Here is an 11,005-nt window from a genome sequence, read left to right as displayed (position 1 = left end):
CGCCCGGACCCCGCCGTCCTCGGCGGTGACCTCGCCCCGTTCCTCGGCGACCCCGCCCTCGGGGCCGACGTCTCCGCCAGCGTCCGGGACGCCCTCACCGGCGACGACCTGCTCTCCGACGGCGTCGACGTGCCCCGCACCCCCGCCTCGGTGACGAAGGTCCTCACCGCCGTCGCCGCCCTGCGCGCCCTCGGGCCCACCTCCCGGGCGGCCACCACCGTCGTCGACGGGGCGACCCCCGACGAGGTCGTCCTGCTCGCCGGCGGCGACGTCCTGCTCGGCGCCGGCGCGGGGAACCCCGACGCCGTCGACGGGCACGCCGGCCTCGACGACCTCGCCGCCGCCACCGCGACGAAGCTGCTCGCCGCGGGCCGCACCGCCGTCGCCGTCCGCCTCGACGACTCCGCCTTCTCCGGTCCCACGACCTCACCCGGCTGGGGCAGCGGCGACGTAGCCGCCGGGTTCGTCGCGCCCATCGCCCCGCTCGCCGTCGACGAGGGCCGCCTCGCCGCGGGGGAGACGGCCCCCCGCGACCCCGACCCCGCGCTCGCCGCGGCCCGCACCTTCGCCGCCGCCCTCGCCGCGCACGGCGTCCGGGTCCTGGACCCGGGCGGCGGCGTCGTGCGCGCCTCCGCGGTGCCCGGCGCGGCGACGATCGCGAGCGTGCGTTCGGCCACCACGGCCGAGCAGGTCGAGTTCATGCTCACGACCAGCGACAACACCCTCGCCGAGGTCCTCGCCCGCCGCGTCGCCCTGGCCACGGACCGGCAGGGGACTTTCGACGACGCGTCCCGCGCCGTCGTCGACCAGATCGCCGCGCTGGGCCTCGACGTCAGCGGCACGGCGTTGCAGGGCGGCAGCGGCCTGGGGCGCGACACCCGCATCCCGGCCCGCGTCGTGACCGACGTGCTGGTCCTCGTCGCCGCCGGGAAGCACCCCGAACTCGGTTCCGTCGCAGCGGGTCTGCCCGTCGCGGGCGTGAGCGGGACGTTGCTCGACCGCTACGACGACCCCGACTCGGCCGCCGCTGCCGGGGTCGTCCGGGCCAAGACCGGCACGCTCACCGGGGTCAGCAGCCTCGCCGGCTACGTCCGCGACACCGACGGCCGGCTGCTGGCCTTCGCCGTGATGTCCGACAGCGTGGCCCCGGGCGGCTCGGTCTCGGCGCGCCGCGCCCAGGACCGCTTCGCCACGGCCCTCCTCGCCTGCGGCTGCCGGTAGCGGCGGAGCTCTGATCACGGACGTCCCATCACGGACGTCGGACCCGCCGCGTACGGTGCGTGCATGCGTGCACGGGCGGACTCCGGAACCGACGGAGCAGAGGGCGGCGGGAGCCCGGCAGGTCCCGGGGAGGACGAGTCCGGTGGTCGCGCCGTCGTCGACCTGGTCGACTTCGACCTCGCGGCCCAGGTCGCGGCCCGGCTCGTCCGTCCCGGCCCCCGGCTCGGCCGCGGCGAGATCGACGACGTCGTCGCCGAACTGCGGCTCGCGGCCGCCGAGGCCGCCGGACCGGTCGCGCGGACCGCGCACCTGACCTCCCCCGAACCGATGCCGCCCGCGCTCGTCGTCGACCGCGCCTCGTGGGCCCGCGCCAACGTCGACGCCTTCCGCTCGCTGCTCGGGCCCGTGGTCGTCCCCGTCCGGCCGGGAGGTGGGCGGCCCGCCGCCGCCGTCGACCGCGCCGCCACCGCCGTCGGACGCCGCACCACGGGCGCCGAGCTCGGCAGCCTGCTGTCCTTCCTCTCCAGCCGGGTGCTGGGCCAGTTCGACGTCTTCGCCGGCATCGACGACGAGCAGCCCGGCCGGCTGCTGCTCGTCGCCCCGAACGTCGTCCAGGTCGAACGCGACCTGCAGGTCGACCCCCACGACTTCCGCCGCTGGGTCTGCCTGCACGAGGAGGCGCACCGGCTGCAGTTCGGCGCCCACCCCTGGCTGCGCCGCTGGGTCACCACCGAGGCTCGCGAGCTCTCCGCCGACCTCCTCGCCCAGCCGCGGGACATGGGGGAGCGGCTCAGCGGCGTCCTGCAGTCCCTGCCCGACGTCCTGCGCGGCACGGGCGAAGGCAGCGGCGTCGGCCTCGCCGACCTGCTCCAGACGCCCGGCCAGCGCGAACGGGTCGCCCGCCTCGTCGCCGTCATGTCGCTGCTCGAAGGGCACGCCGACGTCGTGATGGACGACGTCGGCCCGCAGGTCGTGCCCTCCGTCGCCCAGATCCGGTCCCGGTTCACCAAGCGCCGCAAGGGCGGCGGGTCCTTCGACCAGGTCGTGCGCCGGATGCTCGGCCTGGACGCGAAGTCCCGCCAGTACGCCGACGGGGCCAGGTTCGTCCGCGGCGTCGTCGCGCGCGTCGGCTGGGACGGGCTGAACGTCGTCTGGACCGGCCCCGAGCACCTCCCGCTGCCCGCCGAGATCGGCGACCCCGCCGCGTGGGTCACGCGGGTGCACGGCTGAGCGGGCCCACTCCCGCGGTCGCAGCGGTGCGGGTCGCCGTGCGCCGGGACCTGCGCGCGGTGCCCGCCGGGCTGGTGCTGGTCGCCTGCTCGGGGGGCGCCGACTCCCTCGCGCTCGCCGCGGCCACGGCCTTCGAGGCGCGCTCCGCCGGGCTCGTCACCGTCGACCACGGGTTGCACCCGGCCTCGGCCGCGGTGGCGCGTGACGTCCAGGCCCAGGGACGTCGCCTCGGGCTGGACCCCGTCGCCGCCGTCCGGGTCGACGTCGCGGCGGCGGGTGGCCCCGAGGCCGCGGCCCGGACCGCGCGCTACGACGCCCTCACCCGCACCGCCGACGAGCTCGGAGCCGTCGCCGTCCTCCTCGCCCACACCCTCGACGACCAGGCCGAGACCGTCCTGCTCGGCCTCGCCCGCGGCTCCGGGACCCGCAGCCTCGCCGGGATGCCCGCCGTTCGGGGGATCTTCCGCCGGCCGTTGCTCGGGCTCACCCGCGCCCTCGTGCGCCAGGCCTGCCACGACGAGGGCCTGCAGCCGTGGGAGGACCCGGCCAACGCCGACCCCGCCTTCACCCGTTCCCGGGTGCGCCACGACGTCCTCCCCGTCCTCGAGGACCGGCTCGGGCCGGGCGTCGCCCAGGCCCTGGCCCGGACCGCCCGCGCGGCCCGGGACGACGCGGACGCCCTCGACGCCCTCGCCGCCGACTCCTCGCCGTTCACCGACGGTTCCGCCGCCGTCACCGACCTGGTCGGGGCCCTGCCGGCGCTGCGCCGCCGCTGGTTGCGCACCGCGGCGCTCGCGGTCGGCTGCCCGGCGGGCGCCCTCACCGCCGCGCACGTCGACGCCCTCGAGGCGCTGCTCCTGGACTGGCACGGGCAGGGGGCCGTCCACCTGCCGGGTGGTGCGAGCGGTGTCCGCGCGTGTGGCAGGCTCGTGCTCACCCCCCACCGCTGAACAACCACAGGAGATCCGCGTGGACGCCGCGACCGCCGGGACCGACCTCGAGCACGTGCTCCTGACCAAGGAGCAGGTGGCCACGAGGGTCACCGAGCTCGCCGCCGAACTCGACCGGGACTACGCCGACAAGGACGTCCTGCTCGTCGGCGTCCTCAAGGGCGCCGTCATGGTCATGGCCGACCTGTCCCGCGCCATGAACGTCCCGCTCTCGATGGACTTCATGGCCGTCAGCTCCTACGGCTCCGGCACCAAGAGCTCCGGCGTCGTGCGGATCCTCAAGGACCTCGACACCGACATCTCCGGCCGTCACGTCCTCGTCGTCGAGGACATCATCGACTCCGGTCTGACGTTGTCCTGGCTGCTGGCGAACCTGTCCTCGCGCGGCCCCGCCTCGGTGAAGGTGTGCGCGCTGCTGCGCAAGCCCGACGCCGCCAAGGTCGAGGTCGACGTCGCCTACGTGGGCTACGACATCCCCAACGAGTTCGTCGTCGGCTACGGCCTCGACTTCGCGGACAAGTACCGCAACCTCGACTGCGTCGCGACGCTCGCGCCCCACGTCTACAGCTAGTTCCTATCGCTATGGCGATAGCGCTATCGCTATAGCGATAGGTTGCCGGTGTGGACCTGTCGAACCCGCTCCGGACGATCGCCCCCACGGTCGACGCGGACGTCCTCCGGGCGCTCGCCCTGACGCACCGCCCGCTGAGCGGCGCCGTCGTCGCCCGGGTCGCGGGCCGTTCCTACGCACGGACCCGGTCCTGCTTGCACCGCCTGGTCGAGCACGGTCTCGTGTCCGCTGAGGACGCCGGCTCGGCGGTCCAGTACCGGCTCAACCGGGCCCACGTCCTCGCGGGCCCGGTCCTGGCCGCGCTGAACGCGCCCGGCGTGGTCGAGGAGTGGCTGGTCGAGCAGGTGCGGCGGTGGAGCCCGCCGCCCGTTGCGCTCGTCCTCTTCGGGTCCTGGGCCCGCGGGGAGGCCGGTCCCGCGAGCGACCTGGACCTCCTGCTCCTGCGCGAGGACGCGGTCGATGCCGACGACGGGCCCTGGGGTGAGCAGGCGCACCACCTGGGTGAGGGGCTCGAAGCCCTGACCGGCAACCCCGTGCAGTTCCTGCAGGTCAGCCGTTCGGAGCTGGCAGAGGCGGTCGGTGAAGGTCAGCCCCTCATCGCGAGCCTGCGTACGGACGGCCGTGTCCTGCACGGCCCCGGCTTGCGCGAGCTGCTCGGCGCCGGGACGCGCGCGTGAGCGGCCGGGTGACGCGGACCGCCGCGTGCACGGCGGCGGACGCCCGGACCCGGTTGCGGCAGGCGCAGCTGTACCTGGAGGCGGCCGAGCTCGTGCAGTCCGAAGACCTGGCGGAGGCCGCGACCGTCGCCACCGGCAACGCGGTGCTCGCCGCCATCGCCGCCGCCGACGCGATCTGCTGCCACGCCGCCGGCGTCCGATCCCGGGGCCAGGACCACCGGCAGGCCATCGGCCTGCTGCAGGAGGTCACCGGGGACGCAGCCCTGGCGAAGGCCCTGCGTGAGGTGCTGGACCTCAAGGTCCAGCGCAGGGCGCTGGCTCCAGCGGGGCACTACGGGCTGAGCAACGTCTCGTCGACCAACTGCACCGCGGCGCTGCGCCGGGCCCGGACGCTCGTCGACGCTGCGGGGACGCTCGTGCGTTGATGAGGTGGAACCGGATCCGGCGCCGACGACGGCGGTCCGCGGTGAAGCGGTGCTGCAGACGCTCTCACTCGGGGTCGTCCGCCCCGAGCAGCCTCGCGAGGCGGACGGTGGGGTGGAAGTGCTGTTCGAACAGGGCCCGGAGGTCGAGCGGACCGTCCGGCCCTGTGCCCGACGCCGTCGTGGGGCGTCCGGCGACGTCGTCTGCTCTTCCACTGCTCAGACGTCTCGTAGGACAGGACGTGCACCCCGGCGGGGAGTTTCGTCCGTCCGCTCGGCGACACTGGTGCGGACCGATCGATCCTGGGGAGGTTTCCGTGGAACCCGTCGAGACCCGTGCGGCCGGTGGTGAGGCGAGTGAGCTGGTGGTCTACGGCGCCGGGTGGTGCCCGGACGTGCGGCGCAGTCGGACGCTGCTGGAGGCGGAGGGCGTGGCTCACCGCTACGTGGACGTCGAGGCCGATGCGGCCGCGACCGAACTGGTCCGGCGGTTGCAGGACGGGGCGCGGCGCATCCCGACCATCGTCTGGCCGGACGGCTCCTACCTGGTCGAGCCCAGCGACGACGAGTTGCGCGACCGGTTGGGCTAGGTCGCGACGGTGGAGCGGAGGCAGGTCCACCGCGAGGACGTGACGCTGTCGTACCTCGACTCGGGCGGTGCCGGCCCGGTCGTGGTCCTGCTGCACGGCCTGGCCGGCAGTGCCGGTGAGCTCGCCGCCACGGCGGGCGTGCTCAGCGACGCCTACCGCGTCCTCGCCCTGGACCAGCGCGGCCACGGCGGCAGCACCCGCCGTCCGGCCGACACCTCCCGCCGTGCCCACGTGGAGGACGTCGTCGCGCTGATCGCCGCGACGGGTGGTGCTCCCGTCGCGGTCGTGGGCCAGTCCGCGGGCGCCCACACCGCTCTGCTGCTGGCCGCCTGGCACCCGCACCTCGTCCGGCACCTGGTGCTGCTCGAGGGCGGGGTCGGCGGCGGGGCGGTGGACACGTCGGCGCAGCTGGGGAGCTGGTTCGCGTCCTGGCCGGTGCCGTTCCCGTCCCGACGGGCGGCGGTCGAGCACCTCGGCGGGACGGCGACCGCCAGGGCGTGGGCGGAGGACCTCGAGGAACGCGACGGCGGGTTCTGGCCCCGCTTCGACCCCGACGTGGTGCAGGCCGTCATCGCGGCCGTGGCCGGGACCGCGCGCTGGGCGGAGTGGCGGCAGGTGCAGGCGTCGACCCTGCTCGTCCAGGCCGAGCGCAGCTACCTGGACACCACGGAGGTGGAGCAGATGCTCGCCGCCCGCCCGGGCGTCCGCCACGTCGTCGTGCCGGGCACCGGCCACGACGTCCACCTCGACCGACCCCGGGCCTGGGCGCAAGTCCTGCGCCGCTCCCTGGACGCCCGACCGTGACGTGCGGCGCTCCGGCCGTCAGGCCGGGAAGTGGGCGAGCAGGGCGGTGTTGAGTTCCGTGACGAACTCCTGCTCGTCGGGCCCGGCGTTGCGGCGGGAAGCCGCGGCCGCGTCGACGACGACCTCGTCACGCCCCTCGCCCAGCTGGGCGAGGGCATCGCGGACGAAGTCGTCCACGTGGACCGCACTCTCGAAACCCTCCGCGTCGGCGGGGCCGGTGTTGACCCAGGGCGGCAGGACCTCCTGGACCCGCACGCTCGTCCCGCGCAGCACGAACCGCTGCGAGAGGACGTAGGAGTGCAGGGCCGCCTTCGTCGCGGCGTAGACCGCGCACCGTGCCAGCGGCACGAAGGCGAGCGTCGAGGTCGTGTAGACGATCGTCGCGCTGGGCTGGGCCTTCAGGTGCTCCACCAGCGCGCTGCTGACGCGGAGGCTGCCGAGCAGGTTCGTCTCCACGATCCGGACGGCCTGCTCGTCGTCCAGCGGGGCGGAGGGGTCGTCGGTGCCGGACGTGCCGGCGTTGTTGATCAGGACGTTGAGCCCGGGATGGCGCCGGACCACCGAAGCCGCGGCGGAGCGGATGCTCGCCGGGTCGGAGACGTCGAGGACGGCGGTGTCGATGCCGGGTCGCGATCTCGCGACGTCACGGAGGGCGTCCTCCCGCCGACCGGCGACGATCACGGTGTTGCCCAGGTCGTGGAGGGCTTCGGCGAGGACGCGGCCGATGCCCGAGCCACCGCCGGTGACGAGGATGGTGTTCCCGAATAGTTCCATGCTGGAACCATATCAGCGCGGAAAGAAGTGTCTGGGTAGATTCCACGCCAGGCGACCCTGGGATGGAGCAGTTCGATGGACGACGGGGACGAGCTGGCGCGCGGGCGTGAGCGGGTGCTCGACGCCCTGAACTCGTTGTCGTTCGCGCAGAAGGAGTTCGGGCGCCTCTTCGCCCGCAGTCAGGAGATGCACGCCACCGCCGCGGCGGCGGTGGTCGAGATCCTCGTCGCCGAGGATCGTGGCCGACCGCTCTCGCCGGCCCGCCTCGCCGAACGGATCGGGCTGAGCCCCGCAGCGACCTCGGCACTGCTCAACCGCCTGGAGGAGGCGGGGGACGTCGTGCGCACCCGGGAGCACAGGGACCGCCGCATCGTCACCCTGCACGCGACCGCCCAGATCCACGACCGGACCGACGCCTTCTACGAGCCCCTCCACGAGGCGTTCCGCACGGCGATGGCCGACCGCTCCCCGGCCGAGCTCGACCTCGTCGCGGAGGTCGTCGGCCAGCTCCGGGACATCGTCACCGGGTTCCTGGACCGGCCCGTCCGGGACGACCCCGCCGGCTGAGAACCCGGTGCTACCGGTCGCCGTCCGCCGCGGGGACCAGGTGCGCCAGCGGGACCACGAGGCGGTCGACGATGTCCGCGGGCCAGGGGAAGGCGGCGGTGACGACGCGCTGGTGGGCCAGGCCGTGCAGGCCCAGCCACAGGGCGACGGCGTCCCCGCGGGGGTCGTCGCTGCGGGAGCGTCCGGCGGCGACGCAGTCCTGCAGGGCGGTGGCCAGGACCTCGAGGGCGTCCCGGCCGAGGTCGGTGAGGTCGCCGGCGGTGACGTTCTCCTCCGCCAGCGCCCGCTGGGTGTTCCACAGGCCGCCGAACATCACCCGGTAGCGCTGCGGCCGGGTGGCGGCGAAGTCGAGGTAGGCCGCGCAGACCCGGTGCAGGCGGGCGACGGGGTCGTCCTCGCTCCCGTCGTCCCCGGTATCGGCGGCGGCGCGAAGACGGTCGTGGAGTTCGGTGAAGGCGCCCTGCACGACGGCGAGCAGGATCGTCTGCCGGTCGGCGAAGTGCCCGTAGATGGCGGGGGCGCTGATGCCGGCCCGGCGGGCGACGGCGCGCAGCGTCACCGACTCCTCGGTGCCGGACTCGTCGAGCAGGTCGGTGGCGGCGGTCAGGATGTCGTCGCGGAGGCGTCCCCCCTGGCCGCGCGGGTTGCGCTCACGCGCACCGGGGCGGGCCGGGGCGGTGGCGGCGGTCGTCCGGGGAGTGGTGGTCATGGCTCGTTCCACGTGGGCGGTCGTGGCGAGCGGGTTCTGCCGCTGCCACCTCGGTCGGGGTCAGGGTCTCAGGGGACGAGCACGATCTTGCCGCGGACGGTGTGCGACTCGGCCAGCTCCATCGCCTCGGCGGCCGAGGTCAGCGGCAGGCGGGCGCCGATCTGCGCGGTCACGACCCCGGCGGCGAGCAGGTCCAGCACGGCGGTCATGTCCTGTCGGGTGCGGGCCCGGAAGGCGCTGGGGCGCAGGCGGTGTCCGGACCACAGGTCGTAGAAGGAGGCGCGCTTGCCGTTGGGCAGGACCTGCCACACGAGCACCCGGGCCAGAGCGGCCAGGAAGGGGATCCACAGGGAGCCGGGAGCGTCGATCTTCGCGGCGATGGCGTAGCTGACCAGCGTGCCCCGCGGGGCGAGCAGGCGCCACGAGCGGGTCAGGCTCTCCCCGCCGAGGTGGTCGAAGGCGGCGTCGACCCCGCGGGGGACCAGCCGGCGCACCGCGGCCTCGAGGTCGGGGGTGTCGTAGTCGAGGGGTTCGGCGCCCAGGGCGCGCAGGGCCTCGTGGTGGCGCGGGCCGGCGGTGGCGATGACGCGGACCCCGGCGTGGACGGCGAGCTGGACCAGGACGGTGCCGACGCCGCCGCTGGCGCCGTGGACCAGGACCGTCTGACCTCGCCGGACGCGGGCCGAGCGGTGCAGCATCTGCCAGGCGGTCACGCCGTTGACGACGACGGTCTCCGCCTCGGCGGGGTCGAGGTCCGCACGCACGGGGACGAGGTCGGCCGCCGGCAGCAGGACGTGACTGGCCCAGCCGCCGGTCTTCGTCATCGCGGCGACGCGGGTCCCGGTCAGCGCGGCGTCCGCGTCCGGTCCGACCGCGGTCACCGTGCCGACGAGGTCGTAGCCGGGCACGAAGGGGAACGCGGGCTGACCCGGGTAGCGGCCCCGTCGCATGGACCGCTCGGCGAAGGAGACGCCGCTGGCCTCGACCTCGACCATCACCTCGCCGCGCCCGGGGGCGGGCAGGTCGCGGACGCGGACCTGCAGTCCGGAGGGTTCGACGACGCCCGGCAGCACGATCTCGGTCGCTCGCGTGGGGGCAGGTGCGGTGGTGGTCGGTGCGACGGCGTCCTGGGGACTGTTCACGGTGGTTCTCCTCGGGAGGGTTGGGTGTGGGGACTGGACGGTGCGGGGTCAGGTGCCGGGTGCGGGCAGGACCTCGAAGGCGGTGACGAGGTCGGCGGCGGCGGCGAACTGCGCGGGGTCGGCGCTGGTGACGAGGTCGAGGGCCTTGAACAGGCGCACGCCGTCGGGGACGGCGGCCGGGAAGGAGGTCATCAGGCGCCGCCGCAGGTCGGCTTCCCCGGTGCGGTCCAGCTCGCGCAGGAGCACCTGCTCGCTCCGCGGGCCGTCGGTGAGGGTTCCGCGGCCGGCCGCGCGGGCGTTGCGAGCCCAGTCGCCCTCGGGCGTCGGGGCGAGGATGAAACGACGTCCGTCCAGGCTCAGGGGAGAGACCGGTGTGGACCGGGGTTTGCCGCTGGTGCGACCCGGCACCGTCAGGACCTTGATCACCCCGGTGCTCACCCGCCACCGGGACAGGGTCTTCACGACGGCGTTGGTCGGCGCCAGGTACGCGGGCCGCCGACGGCGCCGGGCCGGTCCCGGCTCGAGGGGGAGCCGCGGGGGTCGTGCGTCGGAGCCGGTCGCGGGGTTCACGCGCGGACCTGCAGCTGGGTGAGCAGCAGGAGGGTGTCGGAGTTCACCCAGTACTCGGCGATGCGGCCGTCCTCGGTGCGCAGGACGTCGGTACCGGTGAAGTCGACGACGGTGCCGACGGGGGCCTGGGCGCCCGGTACGCCCCCGGCGTAGGAGCCCCGGGCGCGCCAGCGCACCGCGATCGAGGGGCCGTCGACGATCGGGCCGACCTCGATCGAGAAGGCGAGGTCCGGGACGGCCGCTCGCGTGGACCCGATCCAGCCCACGAGGGCCTGGGGCGAGTCGACGGCCCCGCCGTCGCCGCCGTCCAGCATCGCCGCGTGGAGCCGGAAGTCCGGGGCGACGATCGCGGTGGCGAGGGTGAGGTCGCCGTTCCACAACCGCAGCCACGACTGCACCAGGGTCGTGGCGGGTCGACGGGTGTCGAGGCGGGGTGCGTGCAGGGCGGGAGCGCTGGTGGTCATGGCGACCTCCGGTGAGGTGGTCCGGTGGGCCTGACTAGCTCCCCGCGACGTGTTTACATCCGTAAAGCTACCCCGTCGCTCAACACCTGTAAAGCCATTGTCCCGACCGGTTTCCCCCTCGCCCCGGGGGAGTGGCTCGCCTGGCGTCGTCGTCGTGACCTCCACCCCGGAACACCGTGTCCAGCGGTCCGCCGGAGGTGGGCGTGGGGACGGCGGGCGGTGAGGACGGCCGGCCCGTGCTGCGGGTTCCCCCCGCCACGCACGTCGACCAGGTCGCGCCCGTCTCCTCGACCACCGGCTCGTCGCGAGTGGCC

14 protein-coding genes are annotated in these 11,005 nt (G+C 75.0%); 9 read left to right on the top strand and 5 right to left on the bottom strand.

What is annotated here, in order from left to right:
* From dacB to AC0I8G_RS20035, 8 genes are all read left to right on the top strand, one after another.
* Positions 1-1,221: D-alanyl-D-alanine carboxypeptidase/D-alanyl-D-alanine endopeptidase (gene dacB / locus AC0I8G_RS20070; RefSeq protein ID WP_471731513.1), on the top strand; the 1,221-nt coding region annotated here is incomplete at its 5' end.
* A 63-nt stretch (positions 1,222-1,284) separates the two neighbouring features.
* Complete coding sequence (locus AC0I8G_RS20065) at positions 1,285-2,451, top strand: zinc-dependent metalloprotease (RefSeq protein ID WP_471731512.1); 1,167 nt, start codon at positions 1,285-1,287, stop codon at positions 2,449-2,451.
* Entirely contained in the window at positions 2,448-3,401 is a 954-nt protein-coding gene (gene tilS, locus AC0I8G_RS20060) for a tRNA lysidine(34) synthetase TilS (protein ID WP_471731519.1), read from the top strand. Before AC0I8G_RS20065 ends, tilS begins: the two co-directional genes overlap by 4 nt.
* Before the next feature lie 19 nt (positions 3,402-3,420).
* Positions 3,421-3,972, top strand: a complete 552-nt coding sequence (gene hpt / locus AC0I8G_RS20055; RefSeq protein ID WP_328294475.1) for a hypoxanthine phosphoribosyltransferase — start codon at positions 3,421-3,423, stop codon at positions 3,970-3,972.
* 50 nt (positions 3,973-4,022) lie between these two features.
* Positions 4,023-4,649, top strand: a complete 627-nt coding sequence (locus AC0I8G_RS20050; RefSeq protein WP_471731511.1) for a nucleotidyltransferase domain-containing protein — start codon at positions 4,023-4,025, stop codon at positions 4,647-4,649.
* Positions 4,646-5,074, top strand: a complete 429-nt coding sequence (locus AC0I8G_RS20045; RefSeq protein ID WP_471731510.1) for a hypothetical protein — start codon at positions 4,646-4,648, stop codon at positions 5,072-5,074. Before AC0I8G_RS20050 ends, AC0I8G_RS20045 begins: the two co-directional genes overlap by 4 nt.
* A 314-nt stretch (positions 5,075-5,388) precedes the next feature.
* Positions 5,389-5,661 carry a glutaredoxin family protein gene (locus AC0I8G_RS20040; protein WP_471731509.1) on the top strand — a complete coding sequence of 91 codons (273 nt, stop codon included), beginning with the start codon at positions 5,389-5,391 and terminating at the stop codon, positions 5,659-5,661.
* A gap of 9 nt (positions 5,662-5,670) precedes the next feature.
* A complete protein-coding gene (locus tag AC0I8G_RS20035; protein WP_471731508.1) occupies positions 5,671-6,465 on the top strand; it encodes an alpha/beta fold hydrolase in 795 nt (264 codons plus the stop codon).
* A gap of 18 nt (positions 6,466-6,483) precedes the next feature.
* Here the strand turns inward: AC0I8G_RS20035 and AC0I8G_RS20030 are convergent, their stop codons facing one another.
* Complete coding sequence (locus AC0I8G_RS20030; protein WP_471731507.1) at positions 6,484-7,239, bottom strand: SDR family oxidoreductase; 756 nt, start codon at positions 7,237-7,239, stop codon at positions 6,484-6,486.
* Between the two features lie 75 nt (positions 7,240-7,314).
* Between AC0I8G_RS20030 and AC0I8G_RS20025 the strand changes: the two genes are divergently transcribed.
* On the top strand, positions 7,315-7,806 hold the full coding sequence (locus AC0I8G_RS20025) for a MarR family winged helix-turn-helix transcriptional regulator (RefSeq protein ID WP_471731506.1): 492 nt from the start codon (positions 7,315-7,317) through the stop codon (positions 7,804-7,806).
* A gap of 10 nt (positions 7,807-7,816) precedes the next feature.
* On the opposite strand, the gene AC0I8G_RS20020 is transcribed toward AC0I8G_RS20025, so the two are convergent.
* The 4 genes from AC0I8G_RS20020 to AC0I8G_RS20005 form a co-directional block, all read right to left on the bottom strand.
* Positions 7,817-8,515: a TetR/AcrR family transcriptional regulator gene (locus AC0I8G_RS20020; RefSeq protein WP_471731505.1), complete on the bottom strand. Its 699-nt coding sequence runs from the start codon at positions 8,513-8,515 to the stop codon at positions 7,817-7,819.
* A gap of 68 nt (positions 8,516-8,583) precedes the next feature.
* Positions 8,584-9,657: a medium chain dehydrogenase/reductase family protein gene (locus tag AC0I8G_RS20015; RefSeq protein ID WP_471731504.1), complete on the bottom strand. Its 1,074-nt coding sequence runs from the start codon at positions 9,655-9,657 to the stop codon at positions 8,584-8,586.
* A 48-nt stretch (positions 9,658-9,705) separates the two neighbouring features.
* Positions 9,706-10,227 carry a nitroreductase/quinone reductase family protein gene (locus AC0I8G_RS20010; RefSeq protein ID WP_471731503.1) on the bottom strand — a complete coding sequence of 174 codons (522 nt, stop codon included), beginning with the start codon at positions 10,225-10,227 and terminating at the stop codon, positions 9,706-9,708.
* Positions 10,224-10,691, bottom strand: a complete 468-nt coding sequence (locus AC0I8G_RS20005; protein ID WP_471731502.1) for an ester cyclase — start codon at positions 10,689-10,691, stop codon at positions 10,224-10,226. Before AC0I8G_RS20005 ends, AC0I8G_RS20010 begins: the two co-directional genes overlap by 4 nt.
* Between the last annotated feature and the right edge of the window lie 314 nt (positions 10,692-11,005).

The organism is Kineococcus sp. AC630, assembly GCF_979255925.1.
The sequence above is the reverse complement of the archived record's forward strand: the minus strand, read 5'-3'. Positions and strand labels throughout refer to the sequence as shown.

Excerpts from the sequence above, each read along its gene's own strand:
- AC0I8G_RS20065 (WP_471731512.1), top strand. The coding sequence starts at position 1,285 with ATGCGTGCACGGGCGGACTCCGGAACCGACGGAGCAGAGGGCGGCGGG.
- AC0I8G_RS20030 (WP_471731507.1), bottom strand. The coding sequence starts at position 7,239 with ATGGAACTATTCGGGAACACCATCCTCGTCACCGGCGGTGGCTCGGGC.
- AC0I8G_RS20005 (WP_471731502.1), bottom strand. The coding sequence starts at position 10,691 with ATGACCACCAGCGCTCCCGCCCTGCACGCACCCCGCCTCGACACCCGT.
- AC0I8G_RS20025 (WP_471731506.1), top strand. The coding sequence starts at position 7,315 with ATGGACGACGGGGACGAGCTGGCGCGCGGGCGTGAGCGGGTGCTCGAC.
- AC0I8G_RS20020 (WP_471731505.1), bottom strand. The coding sequence starts at position 8,515 with ATGACCACCACTCCCCGGACGACCGCCGCCACCGCCCCGGCCCGCCCC.